Origin of the sequence: Allotamlana fucoidanivorans (genome assembly GCF_045788535.1) — a bacterium.
In the GTDB taxonomy this organism is placed as follows: domain Bacteria; phylum Bacteroidota; class Bacteroidia; order Flavobacteriales; family Flavobacteriaceae; genus Allotamlana; species Allotamlana fucoidanivorans.
In genome coordinates this window covers 2,391,087-2,412,885 of the sequence record NZ_CP074074.1, presented here as the reverse complement: position 1 = coordinate 2,412,885, position 21,799 = coordinate 2,391,087, and the positions used below count along the sequence as shown (strand labels likewise).

Sequence of the window (21,799 nt, the reverse complement as noted above, 5' to 3'; positions counted from 1 at the left end):
AGAATGGCTTTTTAAAAAATTGTTTTACCTCTTAAAACTAAATTATTTTACCGCTTTTAAGCTTAAATCCATATTGTGAACCGAATGTGTTAAAGCACCGCATGAAATATAATTAACACCACACTCAGCATAATGCCTGATGGTTGTTTCATTTATATTTCCAGAAGACTCTGTTAAGCACTTATCTCCAATAAGTTTTACAGCTTTTCTGGTATCTTCATAGTCAAAATTATCAAGAAGAATTCTAAAAACACCCTCGTTTTGTAATATTTCTTCAACCTCAACAAGGTCTCTTGCTTCAACCATAATTTGAAGGTTTTTACCTGTTTCTTTTAGGTATTGCTTGGTCATTTCTATGGCTTTAGTAATGCCACCAGCAAAATCAATATGATTATCTTTAAGCATAATCATATCATAAAGCGCAAATCTGTGGTTCTCTCCACCTCCAATTTTTACCGCCCATTTTTCTAAAACACGAATACCAGGAGTTGTTTTTCTTGTATCTAAAATCTTGGTTTTAGTTCCTTCAACTAGGTCAACAAACATCTTTGTTTTAGTAGCAATAGCACTCATACGTTGCATGGCATTTAAAACAGTACGCTCTGCTTTTAATATAGATTGTGACGGACCTTCAACATACATCACCACATCACCATAAGTAACCTCTGTACCATCTTCTATTCTTACATCAAGCTTTAAATTCTTATCAACATAAGCAAATACTTTTTTAGCAAAATTCACTCCACCTATAATCCCTTTGTCTTTAACTAAAAGCTTAGCTCGGCCTCTTGCATTCTCTGGAATACATGCCAAAGAACTATGATCTCCATCACCTACATCTTCTCTGATAGCGTTTGCAATTATTGATTTTACTTCTGAATCAAACTGCTCTTGTGTAATCATATTTTTAGTATTTTGAGCAAAAATAACAAATTGATTTACTTTTTTAAATTTTCGTTTTACGAATTTTTTATTTTTTTTCAATTATAATGCATAATTCATAAAGACTTTGAATAAATTTTGATTTTATGACCATTAAACTCTTAGCCATAGGTAAAACAGACAACAAGCAATTAGCTTCACTTATAGACGATTACAAAAAACGCCTAGGCTTTTATATAAAATTTAAGCTTGAAATAATTCCGGACATAAAACAAAGTAAAAATTTAAGTGAGGTGCAACAAAAAGATAAAGAAGGTACTTTGATTTTAAACAAGTTAACTCCTACTGATGTTTTGATTCTGTTAGATGAAAATGGAAAGCAGCACGACTCGGTTTCGTTTTCTTCATATTTACAAAAGCATATGAACTCTGGGATAAAACAACTGGTTTTTGTTATTGGTGGCCCGTATGGTTTTTCTGAAGCTATTTATAAAAAAGCGCAAGGAAAAATTTCTTTATCAAAAATGACATTTTCTCATCAAATGATTCGTTTATTTTTTATTGAACAGCTCTATAGAGGGTTTACTATTTTAAAAAATGAGCCTTATCATCATAGATAAGAGGAAAACTATTAACCGCTAACAAAAAAACCATCAAAACAAAACTATCTTGATGGTTTTTTATTAAAACTGCAATCTTTTTTTGATTGCAAATTAACACTAATATGTTTTATAAACTTGTTTCCTTTTTTTCAGTTGTCTTTCTAAATCAGCAATAGTCTCTCGCACCGCAACTTCAAAATTTCTCTCATTTGATGTAGCATATAATCTTGGTCCTGGCAAACTCAATTCAATACTACAAATTTTACCCTCATTATGATCTTTTTCATCCTTTTTAAAGTGTATTGTGGCACCAATTAAAAACTCATATCTATTAAAGATTTTTTTTAATTTTTCTTCTGTGAAAGCCGAAAGTGTTTCGCTTACATCTACCCCTACATACTGAAAATTTACTGTCATAGTCAAACGCTTTTTATGTTAATATTTCATTGGAAAGATACAAGTTTTTTTATACTCTTACAGAAACAAAAATCATAAAAAACTTATAATTTATTTCTTAATTAATTTATTACAAAAAACGTTATGATTCTAAAATCTCCATTTGTTTAAGAATGTCATTTTCCGTTACCAAAAAAGGCTGACCACACCTTAATGTTTGATATACAGCCTCATACATATTCAAATACGATGACAACTCTGCTTTTACTTTTTTTCGTTTCACATAACCATTTTTAACTGTGGTTAATAAACCTTCTTGCCCTTTGGCTTCTTTACCAAATAGTTTATTATCGGGTTTCATCCCAGATTGCAATTGAGATTCTTGCACATCTGACCTGCTTTTTACAAAAGATCCTTTTGTTCCATGTAAAACAAATGCCGCTTGTGGTTCAGCTACCAATAAACTAGCCGTAATAAATACCTGTAAACCGCTATTAAACTGCATATGTACAAAAGCATAATCGTCAACCTGAGTATTTGGTCTGTTTTTACCTGTTATTTTATGGTATTTAGCAGGTGCTCCAAATAAACTAATAGCAGCATCAATTAAATGTGGCCCTAAATTATACATCAAGCCATTTCCTTGGGTACCTAATTCTTTTGTCACATTATTACTAATATCAAATGTATATCTATCATATCTAAAATGAACCTCAATCAAATCACCCAACACGCCCGATTCAACTACTCGCTTCACAGATAAAAAATCACTATCAAATCGACGATTTTGAAAAGGCAAAATAAAACGGTCTTGTTTTTTAGCTTCGGTATAAAGCGATTTTGCCTCTTGTAGTGTTACTGTAAATGGTTTTTCTAACAGCACATGTTTACCTGCTTGTAGAGCCATTATAGAAAAATCATAGTGTGTCACATTTGGAGTATTTACAACTACCAATTCAATATCAGTGTCCTTTAAAAGATCATCTACTTTATCATAACTTTTTATGTTAGGATAATCCAATTGGGCTTGTTTGGTGTGTCTTTCAACAATAGCCACCAAATCAAATTTAACATGCCTGCTTATAAATGGGCAGTGAAACAATTTACCAGACATTCCGTAAGATAAAACCCCTGTTTTAATCATTTTATTCATATTATTGAATTTCTTTTGTTTAAAACAAGATAATACTAATTTTGAATTTAAAAACAATCCATTCAATGAAACTTGTTTTCGCAACCAATAACATCAACAAATTAAAAGAAGTTCAAGCCCTTGTTCCTTCTCATATTCAACTGTTAAGTTTAAAGGATATTAATTGTGTAGAAGATATTCCTGAAACCCAAAACACCATTGAAGGTAATGCAATGCAAAAAGCCAATTTTATAAAAACCAACTATGGGTACGATTGCTTTGCTGATGATACCGGACTTGAAGTTGAACACCTAAACGGAGCCCCAGGCGTATACTCGGCAAGATATGCGGGAGAACAAAGAAGTGACAGTGATAATATGAACAAATTACTCAATGCATTAGAAGCTAACACTAACAGAAAAGCTCAATTTAAAACTGTAATCGCTTTAAATATTGGTGATGAAACAGAATTATTTACAGGCATTTGTCAAGGTGAAATAACCCATAAAAAACAAGGCCATAATGGCTTTGGGTACGACCCTATTTTTAAGCCAAATGGCTTCTCAAATACATTTGCCGAAATGGACTTAACCTTAAAAAACAAAATTGGTCATCGGGGGAAAGCCATAACAAAGCTAGTCACTTTTTTAACTACTATTTAATTTACAAAAACAAATTCTAGGTTGCTAATTAATATTCTTTAGCTTATTTTTAAATTATGACTGCAGAAGATATAGAAAAGGAAAATGCTGCTATTGCAAAAGCGTATAAAGAACTTCTTAAGGTAAGCTACACCACGCTATCAAAAGAAGATAAAATACTTATACGGAGAGCTTTTGAAGTAGCTTTAGACGGGCATAAAAATCAGCGAAGAAAATCTGGCGAAGCCTATATTTTCCACCCCATTGCTGTGGCCAAAATTGTAGCTCAGGAAATCGGTTTAGATGCCACATCAATTGCTGCAGCATTACTGCATGATGTTGTTGAAGATAGTCCTGACTATGAAATAGACAACATTGAAAAGGAATTTGGTAAAACTATAGCTACCATTGTTGATGGCCTTACCAAAATATCTTCTTTAAGCAAGGAAAAAGACATGGATGTGTCTTTACAAGCTGAAAACTTCAGAAAAATGCTTTTAACCCTCAATGACGATGTTAGGGTTATTATTATAAAAATTGCTGATCGCCTGCACAATATGCAAACTATGGACAGTATGCGTCCAGACAAGCAAGACAAAATAGCTTCTGAAACGCTATACATCTATGCCCCCTTAGCTCACAGAATAGGGCTTTACAACATAAAAACACAGCTTGAAGACTTAAGTTTAAAGTATACTGAACCCGATGTCTATAATGACATTCTAAACAAAATAAAAGAAAGCAAAGAAGAACAAGATCTTTATATAAAACAGTTTAGTGATGTTATAAAAAAAGCACTGGATAAAGAGAATTTTGAATATACCATAAAAGGGCGACCAAAATCTATTTTCTCTATTAGAAGAAAAATGCTTAATCAGGGTGTATCCTTTGATGAAGTTTATGACAAGTTTGCCATTAGAATCATCTATAAAAGTGATATTACTGACGAAAAGTTTTTAGCTTGGAAAATATATTCTATCGTAACAGATCACTTCAGGCCCAACCCATTGCGTTTAAGAGACTGGATTACGTCTCCAAAAACCACGGGTTATGAAGCGCTTCATATTACGGTTATGGGACCAAAAGGCAGATGGGTTGAAGTACAGGTACGTAGTGAACGTATGAATGAAATTGCCGAAAAAGGTTATGCGGCACATTACAAGTACAAACAAGGTCGTGAGAAAGAGGATAGTCTTGAAAACTGGATTAATAGACTTCAGGAAGCTCTAGAAAATTCTGAATCAAATGCTGTAGATTTTGTTGAGCAGTTCAAACTCAACTTATATTCTCAAGAAATATATGTTTTCACACCAAAAGGAGACTTAAAATCATTACCCAAAGGTGCTACCTCATTAGATTTTGCTTTCAATATTCATACAGAAGTTGGCATGAAAACCAGAGGCGCTAAGGTTAATGGTAAATTGGTTCCTCTAAGCCATGAGCTTCAAACAGGCGATCAGGTTGAAATTTTAACATCAGAAAACTCTAAACCTAATCCCAACTGGCTAGACTATGCTACAACCGCCAGAGCTAGGGGAAAAATAAAATCGGCATTAAAAGAAGACAGAAAACGTATAGGTGAAGAAGGCAAAGAAATTCTAAGGAGAAAATTAAAGCAACTAAAAATAGACCTGAATGAAAGCAGCATCAATGATTTGGTAAACTATTTTAAATTAAAAACAAGTTTAGATTTATTTTATCGGGTTGGTATTGGCTCAATTGACAATACCATGCTAAAAAACTTTGCGTCATCCAGAAGTAATACGCTTGTAAGTTTCATAAAAAATAAAATTACTAGAAAAGCGAATATTCCTAAAGAGGAGCTTAACAAAAATGAGATTACAACAAATTATGATTCTCTTGTTTTTGGTAAAGAAGAAGAACGCCTAGATTATAAACTCTCCAATTGTTGCAACCCAATTCCTGGTGATAATGTATTTGGTTTCCTAACGGTCTCAGAAGGCATAAAAGTTCATAAAAAAAACTGTCCAAATGCATTAAGCCTGCAATCCAATTACGCTTACAGAATTATGACGGCAAAATGGATAGATTCGTCGCAGCAAGAATTTTTAGCTCAAATTAATGTTTCAGGCATAGATCATATTGGCTTGGTAAACGATATTACGAGCATTATTTCTGAAAACATGGCAGTCAACATGAAAAGTATCAGTTTTGAAAGTAATGACGGGCTTTTTTCAGGAAAAATCAATGTAGTTGTTAAAAACAACACCATAATCAAAAAACTTTTGGAGAAACTTAAGAAAATTAATGGTATAGATAAGGTGACTAGAGTGTAAAAAAAGTGTAAATTTGCCAGGAAATTATGGATGGACAGTCAGACTCAAAAAATCAAGAAATAGTAAAAAATGTTTTTACTAGTTTTTTAGAAAATAAAGGGCATCGTAAAACACCCGAGCGCTACGCAATTCTGCAAGAGATTTACAACAGCTCGGAGCACTTTGATATAGAATCACTATATCTGAACATGAAAAACAAAAAGTATCGTGTATCACGTGCTACCCTTTATAATACCATCGAATTACTTTTAGAATGTGGTTTGGTAAGAAAACACCAATTTGGGCAAAATCAAGCACATTATGAAAAATCGTATTTTGACAGACAACATGATCACGTTATTTTAACTGATACTGGAGAAGTTATCGAATTTTGTGATCCTAGAATTCAGTCTATAAAAAAAACAATAGAAGAGATATTTGATATCGAAATTAACAACCACTCGCTCTATTTTTACGGAAATAGGAAATCAACAACTAATAACTAGAATTAAAAAATGGCAGTAGATTTACTACTAGGACTTCAATGGGGAGACGAAGGCAAAGGGAAAATTGTTGACGTATTAACTTCAAATTACAACATCATTGCAAGATTTCAAGGTGGCCCAAATGCAGGACACACCTTGGTTTTTAACGGAAAAAAGCATGTGCTTCATACCATTCCTTCTGGGATTTTTCATGATGATGCCACCAATTTGGTTGGAAACGGCGTTGTGATTGACCCCGTTATTTTCAAAGGAGAGTTAGATAAACTTGAAGAACAAGATGTTGATTACAGAAAATCGCTACTTATTTCAAGAAAAGCACATATTATCTTACCTACACACAGACTATTAGATGCCGCTAGTGAAGCCTCAAAAGGTAAAGCTAAAATTGGTTCAACCTTAAAAGGCATTGGACCAACTTATATGGACAAAACAGGCCGAAATGGTATTAGAGTAGGTGATTTAGAACTCAGCGATTGGAAAGAACGTTACAGAGCTCTTGCCAACAAACATGAAGACATGATTAAGTTCTATAATGTTGAGATTGAATATAACTTAGAAGAATTGGAAGATGATTTCTTCAAGGCTATTGATGTGCTGAAAAGTTTAAAATTTATTGACTCAGAAGAATATATTTATCAAGCTCAAAAATCTGGAAAAACCATTTTAGCAGAAGGAGCCCAAGGATCACTTTTAGATATTGATTTTGGAACCTACCCTTTTGTTACATCAAGCAACACTACAGCAGCAGGAGCCTGTACTGGTTTAGGGGTGGCACCAAATCAAATTGGTGACGTTTTTGGAATTTTTAAAGCGTACACCACACGAGTTGGTTCTGGCCCGTTCCCTACCGAACTGTTTGATGAAGATGGTGCCACCATGGCCAAAGTGGGTAATGAATTTGGAGCAACAACAGGACGACCAAGACGTTGCGGATGGTTAGATCTAGTTGCCTTAAAATATGCTTGTCAGGTTAACGGAGTAACCCAGTTAATGATGATGAAAGGTGACGTACTATCTGGTTTTAAAACATTAAAAGTATGTACTACTTACAGTTATAAAGGTGAAGAAATCACACATTTACCTTATAATATTGAGCCTGAAAATGTGACCCCTATCTATACAGAGTTTGCTGGTTGGAATGAGGATTTAACAGAAATGTCTGAAGCATCACAAATGCCAAAAGCATTGAACGATTATATTGCATTTCTTGAAAAAGAACTTGAAATTCCAATCACTATTGTATCAGTTGGTCCAGATAGAAAACAAACTATTTTCAGAAAATAGTTCGTACAAGCCAATAAGAAATATTAAAAAAACGCTTCATTTAAAAATTGGAGCGTTTTTTGTACGCATATCATAAAACATCATATTAATCGTTATTTTTGCCACAAACTATTATATATTTTGAATAAATTAAAGGTTTTACTTATCCTAATCAGCCTAGGATTTTCAGTAGTTACCACTGCTCAAGAAACTAAAAAAAAGAAAATTCAAATTGAGTACGCTGGAAAATTAACCATTGATGAAGAAAATTATCCTGGAGCAAAAGTCTTAACCAGAGATGATAAACAACAGGTACATATAGAACACAACGGATCAAACGTTTGGTGCGACAAGGCTATTTATTACAGTCAAGAAGATTTTATTGAGGCCTATGGAAATGTTAATGTAAAACAAGGCGATACTATTAACATGACTTCAAAATACATTGAGTATAGTGGTATTACGCAGTTTGCTTTTGCCAGTGGCGATGTGGTTTTAAAAAACACAAATTCAACTATTTTAACAGACACCTTATATTTTGATCGTTTAAAACAACAAGCCTATTACCGAACGGGCGGCACAGTGATTAAAGATTCTTCTGGAACCATAACAAGCCGTATTGGACGCTACTACATGGAATATGCCAAATTTCAATTTGTTAATGACGTGGTATTGGTCAATGAAGACTCTCGCATAGAATCAAATTATTTTGATTTTTATGAAGATACTGGACACGCCTACCTCTTTGGTCCTTCAACTATAACTACTGAAACTAGTAAAACCTATTGTGAAAAAGGGTTTTATGATACCGAAAAAAACTTTGGTTATGCCTTAAAAAATGCTAAAATCAATTATGACAACCGTATTATAGAAGGTGATAGTTTATATTTTGATGATAAAACAAAATTTGCTTCAGCAACAAACAATATTAAAGTAACCGACACTATAAACCAAAGTGTTATTAAGGGCCATTATGCCGAAGTTTATAAAGCAAAAGACTCTTTATTTATTACAAAACGAGCACTGGCTGTAACCAAACAAGAAAACGATTCAATCTACATTCACGCCGATAAAATTATGGTTACAGGCAAAGAAGACCATAGAATTATCAATGCGTATTATAAGGCTAAAATTTACAAATCTGACCTCAGCGGAAAAGCAGATTCAATTCATTCTAACCAAAGAACGGGTTTAACAAAATTAATAAATATTCCGAGGTTTTCCAGTGGTGATAAATTTTCAGTAAAACGCAAACCCATACTTTGGAACCTGGAGAACCAAATGACGGGAGACACCATTCATCTTATTTCCAATAATGAAACTGAAAGAATAGATTCTCTTCGCGTTTTTGAAAACGCCTTCATCATTAGTAAAGATACCATAAGCGAAAATGGGTATAATCAAATTTCAGGTTTAGAGCTCATTGGGCTGTTTAATGATGAAAATGAATTGAGACAAGTTGATATCACCAAAAATGCCGAATCTATTTTCTATGCGCGAAATGAACTTCAAGAACTTATAGGTATTGACAAAGCCAAATCGGGAAGTATTTCTATTTTATTTGCCGATGGTGATATTGAAGAATATACAAGATTTAATCAAGTAGATGGTAAATTATATCCAGAATCTAAATACCCCGAAAAAGAAAAAATTCTAAAAGGATTTGATTGGAGGGATAATGAACGTCCCAAAAATGTTGAAGATCTGTTTAATGATGACGAACCTTTTGAATTACATATAATAAAAGGGCTTGATGATTATGTCCCTCAAGAAGATTTTGTAGATGAAGATTTAATGGATCGCGTAAAACAAGCAGACGAAAATGCGAATGTGAATGACAATGAAACATCAAAAGCTTCAAGGAACTTACCAAAAAAATTAAAACCTCCCGTAATTAAAAACACAACCAACGGTGTTCCAAAAGTGTCACCAAACACAGTTTCTAAAGAATAGATGATTACCGATTTTTTTAAATATCAAGCGCAAACCACACCCCATCCTTTAGCGATGGAAATATCGCATGCGAGCGGAGCTTATATTTATGATAGCAATAAAAAAGCCTATTTAGATTTTGTTGCAGGTGTTTCAGCTTGTCCATTAGGGCATAATCATCCAAAAGTGGTTCAAGCCATAAAAGAACAACTGGATAAATATATGCACGTTATGGTTTATGGTGAGTACATTCAAAAACCAGCCGTTGCATTGGCCAAGCTTTTAGCCAAACACCTTCCTGCTCCTTTAGAAAAAACATATTTAACAAATTCAGGTACCGAAGCCATTGAAGGTGCCCTAAAACTAGCTAAAAGAGCTACTGGACGCAGTGAAATAATTGCAGCACATAAAGCCTATCACGGTAACACCATGGGCTCTATGAGTGTTATGGGGTTTGAAGAACGAAAACAAGCCTTCAGACCACTTTTACCAGACGTAAAGTTTATTGATTTTAATGCTACAAATCAAATAAACGAAATCACAGAGAAAACAGCCGCCGTTATTTTAGAAACTATTCAAGGTGGTGCAGGGTTTATTGTACCTAAAGGCGATTATTTGAAAAAAGTAAAGCAAAGGTGTGAAGACGTTGGCGCTTTATTAATATTAGACGAAATTCAACCCGGAATAGGAAGAACAGGAAAACTATATGGTTTTGAGCATTACCAATGCATTCCTGATATTTTGGTAAGCGGTAAAGGTTTAGGAGGCGGTATGCCCATAGGAGCATTCACAGCTTCTGGTAAATTAATGGATCTACTCCAGGATCAGCCCAAGCTAGGTCACATTACTACTTTTGGGGGCCACCCTGTTATTGCTGCATCGGCTCTAGCAACCCTACAAGAAATCACAGCATCAAACCTTATGGCACAAGCCACAGAAAAAGAAACCCTGTTCAGGCAACTACTGGTTCACCCTCTAATTAAAGAAGTAAGAGGTTTGGGACTTATGCTGGCCTTTTTAACACCCTCGGTGGCTATCGCCAATGATTTAATCTTAAAAGCACAAACACAAGGATTAATCCTCTTTTGGTTATTATTTGAACCAAAAGCTGTTCGTATTACCCCGCCGTTAACCATTTCAAATGAGGAGATTAAGAAAGGATGCAAAATAATAATTGGCATTCTAAACGAAATTCAGAATAAACCAAAACACATAAACAACTAAAAATCAACAATATAAAAAACACTAACACACATTTGTTGATTATTTTGTTAAAAACATTTAAATCACCTCACACTTTTTGTCAAATAGAATATTAAATTTATTCGAGTAACACTTATATACGTGCTTATGGAGTTTAGTCGTGATGACAACAATAATTTGCCTCTAACCAAGTTTGAATCAATGTTAAAAACAAACCATGTTTTGTTTTTTGATTCTGAGGAATTTGAAAATATCATTCACCACTACCTTAACCAAGGCAAAATAGCCTTAGCTAAAAAAGCGATTAAACTAGGCTTAGATCAACACCCTACCTCCATCAATCTTAGACTTTTTAAAGTTGAAATTCACGTTTTTGAAGACAAATTGGTTGAAGCTGATGAGTTACTCAATGAACTGCATAGCCTTGACCCGACTAATGAAGAAATATACATTCAAAAAGCTAATATCTTTTCAAAAAAAGACGACCATGAAAAGGCTATTGAAGTTCTAAAAAAAGCGCTCCAACTTACCGATGATATTGTTGATTTATATTCTCTTATTGGTATGGAATATTTGTTTTTAGATAAGTTTGAAGAAGCAAAAATGTATTTCATGAAATGCTTAGAAAGTGATATTGAAGACTATTCTGCCTTATACAATATCATTTACTGCTTTGAATTTTTAGATCAAACCGAAGATGCTATAGCATACCTCAATATTTTTCTTGACAAAAACCCTTATTGTGAAGTGGCCTGGCATCAATTGGGCAAACAATACTGTATTCTTAAAGACTATAAAAAGGCTTTGACTGCATTTGATTTTGCTGTGATTTCTGATGACACTTTTGTAGGTGCTTACCTTGAACGCGGCAAGGTTTTAGAACAGTTAAAACAATTTGAAGAGGCTATTGAAAATTATACCATAACGTTGAAATTAGACGACCCAACGTCTTTTGCATTGCTTAGAATTGGCAAGTGTTATGAAAAATTAGGCAATCATGATTTAGCACTTCAGTATTACGACCGAACAGTTCATGAAGATCCGCTTTTAGACAAAGGTTGGATTGCTATTACAAAATTTCACAACAAAAAAGGAAATTACCAAAAAGCGCTGTACTACATCAAAAAAGCCATAAATATTGATGCTGAAAATGTACACTATTGGAAGTTGTACTCTCAAATCAATCATCGTCTTAAATTTTTTGAAGAGGCTGAAAGCGGATATAAAAAAACCTTAGAATTAGGAAACTACGAATTAAACACTTGGTTATCAAGAGGTGACTTACTAATAAAATTAGGTGAACCTGAAGCCGCTATTTATAATTTTGAACAAGCCATTGAATTTTATCCTGAAAATGCTGAAATAGAGTACAGACTAGCAGGCCTGTACTTTTTGCTAAACGAAAGTGACAAAGGTACATTTCATTTAAAAAATGGCATGAAACAGAACATAGATTATGCCTTTATTCTTGATGAACTTTTCCCTAAAGTTTCAAATAGAGTACAAGTAAAAAACCTACTAAATCCAAATCTATAATCAAACCTTTCATTAATTTGTATACCTTTGATTTTCGTTAAAAAATCAAGTATGCAAAGACGTTTTTACGATTATTTAATCATTTCTTTTAAAGGTCTAGCCATGGGAGCGGCCGATGCTGTTCCAGGGGTTTCTGGCGGCACAATTGCTTTTATTTCTGGAATTTACGAAGAACTTATTACTACAATTAGTAATATTAACACACATCTGTTAAAAATCTTATTCAAGGAAGGGATTAAACCCTTTTGGAAACAACTAAACGGAAATTTTATATTGGCCCTATTAACGGGTATTATTATTAGTTTTGTTTCATTCATGAAACTCGCCAAACACCTTTTAGAGCATCATCCTGTTTTAATTTGGTCCTTCTTTTTTGGTCTTATTTTAGCGAGCATTTACTTTGTTGGTAAACAAATTACAAAATGGAATTTAGGAACTTTGCTAACCTTTTGTTTTGGTACTGCAATAGCATTTTATATTAGTAAACTGCCTCCATTAAGTACTAATAATGATACTTGGTTTCTGTTTTTTTCTGGAGCCGTAGCCATATGCGCTATGATTTTACCAGGCATTTCAGGTTCTTTCATTCTTATCATTCTTGGGACTTATAAGACACTTAGTGATGCCATTCATGATTTTGATTTAAAAAAAATAGTCGTTTTTGCTTCAGGAGCCGTTATTGGTTTACTCAGTTTTAGCCATATATTAAAATGGCTGTTTAAACATTATCACAATTTAACACTTGCTGCACTTACTGGGTTTATATTAGGCTCGCTCAACAAAGTTTGGCCATGGAAAAAAACGTTATCATGGCACACTAACTCAAAAGGCATTGAAACACCTTTATTGCAAGAAAGTGTATCTCCTCTTAACTTTGAAGGAGATCACCAGCTTCTTTTTGCCGTAATATTAATGATACTTGGATTTTTAACTATTTTTATTCTTGAGAAACTAGGATCTAAAAAATAAACATGCAAAGCACCAGAACGTTCAGAGACAAACTTTTCTTAATTCTAAAAGGATTAGGCATGGGTGCCGCCAACAAAGTACCTGGAGTTTCTGGTGGTGTGGTGGCTTTTGTTGCTGGATTTTATGAAGAATTTATTTACTCTCTAAAAAAAGTAAACAAAAAAGCTTTCGCTCTTCTTTTTAATGGCAGATTTAAAAGCTTTTATCAATATGTTAATGGTCGGTTTTTAGGCTTACTATTCTTCGGAATGATTGTGAGCTATTTTAGTGTCTCAAAAGTATTAGACTACCTGATAAAATACTATGAACTCTATGTTTGGAGCGTGTTTTTTGGTATGATTATAGGTTCTATTTACTATATCTACAAAGATTTTAACGACTGGAATTATAAAACCTATACTGCTCTTTTAATTGGAATTCTACTGGGTGTAAGTATCAGCTTTTTAAATCCTGCTAAAGAAAATGACAACTTATGGTTTGTTTTTTTCTGTGGCATCATAAGTGTTTCTGGGATGACACTACCAGGGTTCTCTGGCTCCTTCATTTTAATCTTACTAGGAAATTATGTGCTGCTATTAGTAGACTCGGTCAATGCCCTTTATGATACGGGATTAGAAATTTTAACTGGTAATTTTTCATTCATCAACAACCCAGAACGTATTAGAATGATTAAAGTTTTGACCGTTTTCACATTAGGTTCTGTTACTGGGTTAGTAACCTTTTCTCATGTGCTTAGTTACATTTTAAAGCATTATAAAAGTATTACCATTTCTTCCATTATTGGTTTCATTATTGGTTCTTTAGGTGTGGTTTGGCCTTGGAAAAAAACAATCTTTAAAATGAACCCTAATGGCGAGTTTTTATTAGATTCCCGAGGTGAAAAAATCATTGAAAATTATCAACGCTATATTCCCCATTTAAATAAAGAAACCTACTATGCCATTGCTTTTGTTGTCTTAGGAATTCTTATTGTTTTGGCTTTGGAATGGTACGGACAAAAAACACGAAAATTAAAATGAACAAACTAGGTTTACTGGGTAGAAATATATCTTACTCCTTTTCAAGAGCTTATTTCAAAGAAAAATTTAAAAAAGAGCAGATAAAAGATACATCATACGAAAATTTTGATATTGAAAACATTAACTTATTTCCTTCCATAATTAAAAACACAAAAGGATTAAAAGGCATGAATGTTACTATACCCTATAAAGAAGACGTGATGCCTTTTCTTGATGAAATCGATAAAGAAGCTAAAGCTATTGGAGCCGTGAACACTATAAAAATCACAAAAAAAGGCAAACTCATTGGTTACAACACCGATTGTTATGGCTTTAAAAAATCGCTTGAACCTTTTTTAAAACCAAACCATACCCGCGCCTTAATTTTAGGAACAGGTGGTGCCAGTAAAGCGGTGGCCTATGCACTTAAAGAACTAGGCATCTCATATGCTTTTGTATCTAGAACTATAAAAGGAGGTGTAACATTTTCATATGATACACTAACACAATCCGATATTGAAAACCATCACATTATTATTAATTGCACCCCTTTAGGAACCTTTCCTAATATAGAGGTTTGTCCTGAAATCCCATATCAGGCCTTTACTAAATCACATATTCTGTTTGACCTGATTTATAATCCTGAAGAAACCAAATTTTTAAAGCGAGGCAAACAAAATGGAGCCACCATAATTAACGGCTTAAATATGTTAAAGTTACAAGCAGAAAAAGCTTGGTCTATTTGGAGCATAAAGTAAAATAACAACCAGATAGCGTAAAAGCATCATAAGGCTTTGTTTATAGTTTACTTGTTAGTATCTTTAAAGTCAAAAGTAATTTGACGAACCTTAACATTTTTTAAAATGTCTGACAATAACAAAGCACAAGAAGTAGAAAAAGTTGACAACATTAACAATCAAAACAGTTCTGAAGAAAACTCACAGATTGAAAACCCTGCGTCAGCTGAAAATGAAGCCAACCAAAAACCTGATTATACCACATCAGAAAAGAGTGCTGAACATTCAAGTACCACAGAAGAACATGATGCTGTTTTAAATGAAATTGAAGAATCAAATGCTGAAGATGCTGAAGATGAAGGTAATAAAGACCGCCATAAAATAGAGGTTAAAGATTATGATAGTATGTCTCTTGAAGCCTTGGCTATAGAATTAGAACGTCTTTTAAAAACAGAAAAAGTTCAAGCTATAAGATCTCATGTTCATAGCATTAATAATGAGTTCAAATTAAAATTCCAAGCTCTTATTGACGAAAAGAAGGAAGATTTTATCAACGATGGTGGTAATGAAATTGATTTCTATTATTCATCTCCCGTTCAAAAAAGATACAAAACTGCTTATAAAGATTACCGTACTAAATTAAACGAACATTATCAAAGCCTAGAGAAAAACCTAAAGCAAAATTTAACCGATAAGCTTGCTATTATTGAAGAACTAAAAGGTCTTATTAACCTTGAAGAAAATATAAACACCACTTATAAGCATTTTAAAGAATTACAAGAACGCTGGCGAAATACGGGACCTATTCCTAGAGACAAATACAACAATGCCTGGAATAGTTATCACCATCATGTAGAGCGTTTTTATGATTTCTTACACTTAAATAGAGATTTAAGAGATTTAGACTTTAAGCATAATCTAGAAAAAAAGTTACTCATTATTGAACGTGCCGAAGAGCTGACCAAAGATGATAATGTTATGTATGCTTTCAGAGAACTTCAAGAGTTGCATAAAATGTGGAAGGAAGAATTGGGACCAGTCGGTAAAGAACACCGTGAAGAAATTTGGGATAGGTTTAAAGCGGCTACTAAAATCATCAATGATAAAAGACACCTTTATTACCAAGAAATTGATAAAGTTTATGAGAAAAACTTAGAAAAAAAGCTTGATATCATAAGCCAAATTGAAGCTATTTCAGCCCAGAAGACAAACACACATGGTGCCTGGCAAAAGAAAATAAAGCAAATTGAAGCCCTTCGTGAAGCCTTCTTTAATGCTGGTAAAGTTCCTAGTAAAGTGAATGAAGCAACTTGGGCTAAATTTAAAGAATCTGTAAGAACATTCAATAGAAATAAAAATGCATTCTACAAAGATTTAAAAAAAGAACAATATAAAAATCTACAACTTAAATTAGACCTTATAAAAATTGCCGAAGACAATAAGGATAGTGAAGATTTTGAAACGGTTACACCGTTAATGAAGAAAATTCAAAGCGACTGGAAAAAAATAGGTCATGTACCTAGAAAGGACAGTGACAAAATATGGAAACAATTTAAAACGGCTTGTAATTACTACTTTGACCGCATTCATGCTAAGCGCAATGCGGCAAGTCAAGAACAACTTGATGCTTACAATAAAAAGAACCAATTTCTAACTGAATTGAAAACACTTGATTTGCCTGATGATAAAGAAGTTGGTGTATCATTGATTAAAGACAAAATAAAGGAATGGCAAACAATAGGTAGAGTGCCTAATGACAAGCGATATATTGATGGAAAATTTCAAAAGATTATTGATAGTCTTTTAAACAATTTAAAGGTTGAAAAAACAGAAGCTGAAATCATTAAATACGAAAATAAACTAGACGCTTTAAATGCCTCTGATGACAGTAGAAATCTAGATAATGAACGTACGTTTATTCGAAAAAAAATTGATGAAGTAAAAGGTCAAATTAACCAATTAGAAAATAACCTTCAGTTTTTCACCAATGTAGATGATGATAATCCACTAGTAAAAGATGTAAAAAACAACATAAAAAAGCATCGATCAGAATTAGCAGTCTGGAAAGCCAAACTTCAAAAAATTAAAGATTTATACTAAAAAAAGAGGCCGTTAATCTGGAGGCTACTGAAAAATTTAGTCTCTTTTCAAAAAGAGCGCTTCATAAAAGAGATTTCACGAGGCAGTATCTCATAAACTGTGTAAAGATTAAATATCGAGGGTTGCAACCCTCGATTTATAACTTACACACTTTACAGGATAGTGTCTTTTGGTTTATTGATTTTTAAAGTTGTTTTTGCTCTTTTAAAATGGATTATTTTAGTTTAATAAGCTTTGTAAATCAAAATTGTATTGTTTTGTCTCAATTTGGACTTGCTTAATTTCAAGATTCGTTTAAGATTTTTAACAAAATTTGTCAATGCCCCTTGCATTTGCATATTTCCTATGCCATAAGCTATAGCTCTTCCATAACCATGAACATTTTTTAACTCTCCATTTTGAGCCACGTGTTCAATATCATCAACAGATTCTTTAAGTAAGTTCAGTTTTTATTTTTTTGCTGGAACTGTGCTAAGTGTATGAGTGCCATCTAATAAGATCCCTAATTCCTTGCAGTAAGCTAGTTCCTTTTCTAAATCATTGCCCTGATTCTTGACTGGCATCTTACCAGTCCAATCTTCTTGGTAAGTATAAACTGATTTGCGAAGTTGTTTTGAACGCTCCCATAAAACATTTATAGTTGAGATGGGGTTCGATTTTTATAAACTATGAGTAGCATCTAAAATAATTGATTTGGATTTTATGATGCCTTCTTCAACAGCAATGCTAACGTTATTATTGATAAGCATATCCAGTAAATTGGTATCCTTTAAACGTTGCCTACGAAACTTGGTTAAAGTACTTCAGTCAATAACATATTCTTCTGGCAACATATCTAAAAAATATTTGAAAGACATGTCATAGCGTGAACCCTCCACTACATCTACATCTGAAATGGTATAAATTACGTTTAGAGGAAGATATTTGAATAGTCTTATGAGACTTTCTGATTTTCTGTCTTGGGTTTAAGAATATTTTGATTGAAGTTCTTCATAGATGAAACTAAAACCTATTAAATCATTTGTACGCCTTAACAAATTAGTGTTAGGAACTATTAAATTATATAAAGAACTCTACTCGCTTAATCGAAATGATTCCTGTTGAACTATCATCAATACAAAATACAAAAAACGGCAAGTATCTAAAATACTTACCGCTTTTATTTCTGTTCGTGACTTTTTTAGTAGACTCAACTAGTAGTCTCCTTTTTTTAAAATTAGCAGTTAAACCAACTTAAAGTTTTTTAGCTTCTTCCCAAAACACATCCATTTCGGCAAGTGTCATATCTTTTAGAGGTTTATTTAACGCCTGAGCTTTTTCTTCAAGATATTGAAAGCGTTTAGAGAATTTTTTATTAGTACGTTCTAAGGCGTTTTCTGGATTTATATTTAAAAAGCGGGCATAATTTACCATAGAAAATAATACGTCTCCAAACTCGCTTTCCATTCGGTCTTGATTGCTCAATGCTACCTCCGTTTGCAACTCTTTTAGTTCTTCTTCTACTTTTTCAAAAACCTGTTCAGGTGCTTCCCAATCAAAGCCCACACCCGCCACTTTCTCTTGAATGCGATTAGCCTTCACTAAAGCTGGTAAGCTATTCGGCACACCTTCTAAAACACTTTTTTTACCTTCTTTCAATTTTAAACTTTCCCAATTGCGCTTAACATCCTCTTCATTAGCCACTTCAACATCACCATAAATATGCGGGTGTCTTGAAATAAGCTTTTCGCAGATTTCATTACAAACATCAGCAATATCAAAGTCATTAGTTTCACTACCTATTTTGGCATAGAATACAATGTGCAATAGCACATCACCTAACTCTTTTTTAACCTCTTCTAAATCATGATCTAAAATAGCATCGCCCAACTCATAGGTTTCTTCAATGGTTAAATGCCGTAATGTTTCCATGGTTTGTTTTTTATCCCATGGACATTGTGCTCTTAGTTCATCCATAATGGTTAATAGTCTATCAAAGGCTCGAAGTTGATCTTCTCTATTATTCATTGCTTCTAAATTTTGGCTAAAATACAATTTTGCTTAGCTCTGGTAAATATTAGTTGTTTTAATAAAGTTCAAAAGCATTTTAATTTACATAAAAAATCCAGCTCTAGAGCTGGATTCTTGTTCCATTATCTTTACAAACACTTAAGCATTTTGCTTCTTAATCAAATTTAAAGCAGAACCTTCTTTATACCATGCTATTTGAGCCTCATTGTAGGTATGATTTAAGGTAATCACATCCTTTGAACCATCAGCATGCACCACTTCTAGGGTTAATGGCTTATTAGGTGCAAATTCATTTAAATCTAAGAAATTAAAGGTATCATCTTCTAGAATTAAATCATAGTCAGATTCATTGTCAAATGTCAACCCTAACATCCCTTGCTTTTTCAGGTTAGTTTCGTGGATACGTGCAAACGACTTCACAATAACTGCCGCCACCCCTAAATGTCTAGGCTGCATGGCTGCATGCTCACGAGACGATCCTTCTCCATAATTATGATCGCCCACTACTACTGTTTTAATACCCGCTTTTTTATAGGCACGTTGTACATCTGGCACACCGCCGTACTCTCCCGTTAATTGGTTTTTAACAAAGTTTGTTTTTTGATTAAAAGCATTAACAGCACCTATTAGGGTGTTATTTGAAATATTATCTAAATGACCTCTATAACGTAACCATGGTCCTGCCATAGAAATATGGTCTGTGGTACATTTACCAAAGGCTTTTATTAATAACTTAGCTCCTGTAATAGAGTCTCCAATAGGTTCAAAGGGAGTTAATAGCTGTAACCGTTCTGAATCTTCTTTTACTTCAACCTGAACATGACTTCCATCTGCTTCAGGCTCCAAATACCCATTATCTTTAACTTCAAAACCTTTTGGAGGTAGTTCCCATCCTGTTGGTTCATCTAACATGACCTCTTCACCATTTTCATTAATCAGTTTATCTTTTAACGGATTAAAATCTAAACGCCCAGCAATGGCAATAGCTGCTGTTAATTCAGGAGAAGCTACAAAGGCATGCGTATTTGGATTACCATCAGCACGTTTAGCAAAGTTCCTATTAAAAGAGTGCACAATACTATTTTTAGGGGCATTTTTAGGATCACTATATCTTGCCCATTGCCCAATACAAGGGCCACAAGCGTTGGTAAATATTTTTGCATCTAGTTTTTCAAAAACTTCTAAAATACCATCTCTTTCAGCCGTATAGCGCACTTGTTCGGAACCAGGATTAATACCAAATTCAGCTTTTGTTTTTAAATTTTTATCTAAAGCCTGTTGTGCAATAGAAGAAGCTCTTGATAAATCTTCATAAGAGGAGTTGGTACAGGAGCCAATCAACCCCCATTCTACTTTTATAGGCCAATCATTTTCTTTGGCTTTTTTTGTCATGGATTCACCTACTTCTGTAGATAAATCTGGTGTAAATGGTCCGTTTAATAAAGGGCCTAACTCTGATAAGTTAATTTCAATGACCTGATCAAAATATGCCTCAGGGTTGACATAAACTTCGTCATCAGCAGTTAAATATTTTCTAATCTTATTAGCAGCATCCGCTACATCTTCTCTATCTGTTGAACGTAAATAACGTTCCATTGAATCATCATAACCAAAAGTAGATGTTGTAGCTCCTATTTCTGCCCCCATATTACATATTGTTCCTTTTCCGGTACATGACATGGACGTAGCTCCAGGACCAAAATATTCTACAATAGCACCTGTCCCGCCTTTTACCGTAAGAATTTCAGCCACTTTAAGAATAACATCTTTAGGTGCTGTCCAACCCGATAATTTACCCGTTAACTTCACACCAATTAATTTAGGAAACTTAAGTTCCCAAGCCATGCCTGCCATGACATCAACCGCATCAGCACCTCCAACACCAATAGCTAGCATCCCTAATCCTCCTGCATTTACCGTATGCGAATCCGTACCAATCATCATACCTCCTGGAAATGCATAATTTTCAAGAACAACCTGATGAATAATACCTGCTCCTGGTTTCCAGAAACCGATTCCGTATTTATTAGAAACCGATTCCAAGAAATTAAAAACCTCACTGCTTACATTGTTGGCATGTTTTAAATCTTTAGCGGCGCCTTCTTTAGCTTGAATTAAATGATCACAGTGTACCGTAGTTGGCACGGCTACCTTAGCTTTACCTGCCTGCATGAACTGTAACAAAGCCATTTGAGCCGTTGCATCTTGACACGCTATTCTATCTGGCGCAAAGTCTACATAATCTTTTCCTCTTATAAAAGCTTTTGATGGTGTTCCATCCCATAAATGAGAATATAAAATTTTCTCAGATAGCGTTAATGGTTTCCCAACAATCTCACGGGCTTTATCAACACGTGCTGCCATGTTGGTATAAACACCTTTTATCATATCAATGTCAAATGCCATATAATTTCTTTTTTTTTGGGTTATCCTCAAATTTACTAAAAAAATAGAACTTATTTAGAATGAAAAATATCATAAAACATTTAAAAACATATCTTCATACATTCTGAAAATGTTACCCAAATATTTGAGCTTTGAAGTAGAAACACCTAAAACAGGAAACAAAAAAGCCCGAGTAAACACTCGAGCTTTCCATTATGAATTTATAACCTT

17 protein-coding genes and 1 pseudogene are annotated in these 21,799 nt (G+C 33.6%); 12 read left to right on the top strand and 6 right to left on the bottom strand.

The annotated features are described in order from the left end of the window. Positions 1–42 precede the first annotated feature (42 nt). Complete coding sequence (gene nadC, locus KFZ70_RS10635; protein ID WP_139695336.1) at positions 43–903, bottom strand: carboxylating nicotinate-nucleotide diphosphorylase; 861 nt, start codon at positions 901–903, stop codon at positions 43–45. 125 nt (positions 904–1,028) lie between these two features. On the opposite strand from nadC, the gene rlmH reads away from it, so the two are divergent. After that, a complete protein-coding gene (gene rlmH, locus KFZ70_RS10630; RefSeq protein WP_139695337.1) occupies positions 1,029–1,502 on the top strand; it encodes a 23S rRNA (pseudouridine(1915)-N(3))-methyltransferase RlmH in 474 nt (157 codons plus the stop codon). A gap of 99 nt (positions 1,503–1,601) precedes the next feature. Here rlmH and KFZ70_RS10625 read toward each other — a convergent pair whose 3' ends face one another. Together KFZ70_RS10625 and KFZ70_RS10620 are read right to left on the bottom strand one after the other, a co-directional pair. Further along, positions 1,602–1,901: an HPF/RaiA family ribosome-associated protein gene (locus KFZ70_RS10625; RefSeq protein ID WP_139695338.1), complete on the bottom strand. Its 300-nt coding sequence runs from the start codon at positions 1,899–1,901 to the stop codon at positions 1,602–1,604. 121 nt (positions 1,902–2,022) lie between these two features. Further along, complete coding sequence (locus KFZ70_RS10620; RefSeq protein WP_139695339.1) at positions 2,023–3,033, bottom strand: Gfo/Idh/MocA family oxidoreductase; 1,011 nt, start codon at positions 3,031–3,033, stop codon at positions 2,023–2,025. Positions 3,034–3,098: 65 nt separating this feature from the next. On the opposite strand from KFZ70_RS10620, the gene KFZ70_RS10615 reads away from it, so the two are divergent. From KFZ70_RS10615 to KFZ70_RS10565, 11 genes are all read left to right on the top strand, one after another. Next, on the top strand, positions 3,099–3,674 hold the full coding sequence (locus tag KFZ70_RS10615; protein WP_139695340.1) for a non-canonical purine NTP diphosphatase: 576 nt from the start codon (positions 3,099–3,101) through the stop codon (positions 3,672–3,674). A gap of 56 nt (positions 3,675–3,730) precedes the next feature. Next, complete coding sequence (locus KFZ70_RS10610; RefSeq protein WP_139695341.1) at positions 3,731–5,950, top strand: bifunctional (p)ppGpp synthetase/guanosine-3',5'-bis(diphosphate) 3'-pyrophosphohydrolase; 2,220 nt, start codon at positions 3,731–3,733, stop codon at positions 5,948–5,950. A gap of 26 nt (positions 5,951–5,976) precedes the next feature. Beyond that, complete coding sequence (locus tag KFZ70_RS10605) at positions 5,977–6,435, top strand: Fur family transcriptional regulator (protein ID WP_139695342.1); 459 nt, start codon at positions 5,977–5,979, stop codon at positions 6,433–6,435. A gap of 9 nt (positions 6,436–6,444) precedes the next feature. Next, entirely contained in the window at positions 6,445–7,719 is a 1,275-nt protein-coding gene (locus KFZ70_RS10600; RefSeq protein WP_139695343.1) for an adenylosuccinate synthase, read from the top strand. Positions 7,720–7,839: 120 nt separating this feature from the next. Beyond that, positions 7,840–9,651 (top strand): OstA-like protein, encoded by a 1,812-nt coding sequence (locus KFZ70_RS10595; RefSeq protein WP_139695344.1) that lies wholly within the window; start codon positions 7,840–7,842, stop codon positions 9,649–9,651. Beyond that, positions 9,652–10,854 carry an aspartate aminotransferase family protein gene (locus KFZ70_RS10590; protein WP_139695345.1) on the top strand — a complete coding sequence of 401 codons (1,203 nt, stop codon included), beginning with the start codon at positions 9,652–9,654 and terminating at the stop codon, positions 10,852–10,854. A gap of 126 nt (positions 10,855–10,980) precedes the next feature. After that, positions 10,981–12,369, top strand: a complete 1,389-nt coding sequence (locus KFZ70_RS10585) for a lipopolysaccharide assembly protein LapB (RefSeq protein WP_139695346.1) — start codon at positions 10,981–10,983, stop codon at positions 12,367–12,369. A gap of 51 nt (positions 12,370–12,420) precedes the next feature. Then, the gene (locus tag KFZ70_RS10580) at positions 12,421–13,338 is read left to right on the top strand and encodes a DUF368 domain-containing protein (RefSeq protein WP_139695347.1); all 918 of its coding nucleotides are present in this window, start codon (positions 12,421–12,423) and stop codon (positions 13,336–13,338) included. A 2-nt stretch (positions 13,339–13,340) separates the two neighbouring features. Then, a complete protein-coding gene (locus KFZ70_RS10575; protein WP_139695348.1) occupies positions 13,341–14,357 on the top strand; it encodes a DUF368 domain-containing protein in 1,017 nt (338 codons plus the stop codon). Continuing rightward, positions 14,354–15,094 (top strand): shikimate dehydrogenase, encoded by a 741-nt coding sequence (locus KFZ70_RS10570; protein WP_139695349.1) that lies wholly within the window; start codon positions 14,354–14,356, stop codon positions 15,092–15,094. Before KFZ70_RS10575 ends, KFZ70_RS10570 begins: the two co-directional genes overlap by 4 nt. 105 nt (positions 15,095–15,199) lie before the next feature. Further along, the gene (locus tag KFZ70_RS10565) at positions 15,200–17,173 is read left to right on the top strand and encodes a DUF349 domain-containing protein (protein WP_139695350.1); all 1,974 of its coding nucleotides are present in this window, start codon (positions 15,200–15,202) and stop codon (positions 17,171–17,173) included. A 452-nt stretch (positions 17,174–17,625) separates the two neighbouring features. Here KFZ70_RS10565 and KFZ70_RS10560 read toward each other — a convergent pair. From KFZ70_RS10560 to KFZ70_RS10550, 3 genes and pseudogenes are all read right to left on the bottom strand, one after another. Further along, positions 17,626–18,228: pseudogene (locus KFZ70_RS10560) on the bottom strand (transposase); the annotation flags it as partial. 178 nt (positions 18,229–18,406) lie between these two features. Continuing rightward, the gene (gene mazG, locus KFZ70_RS10555) at positions 18,407–19,180 is read right to left on the bottom strand and encodes a nucleoside triphosphate pyrophosphohydrolase (RefSeq protein WP_139695351.1); all 774 of its coding nucleotides are present in this window, start codon (positions 19,178–19,180) and stop codon (positions 18,407–18,409) included. Between the two features lie 141 nt (positions 19,181–19,321). Continuing rightward, complete coding sequence (locus KFZ70_RS10550) at positions 19,322–21,589, bottom strand: aconitate hydratase (protein ID WP_139695352.1); 2,268 nt, start codon at positions 21,587–21,589, stop codon at positions 19,322–19,324. Positions 21,590–21,799: the final 210 nt, after the last annotated feature.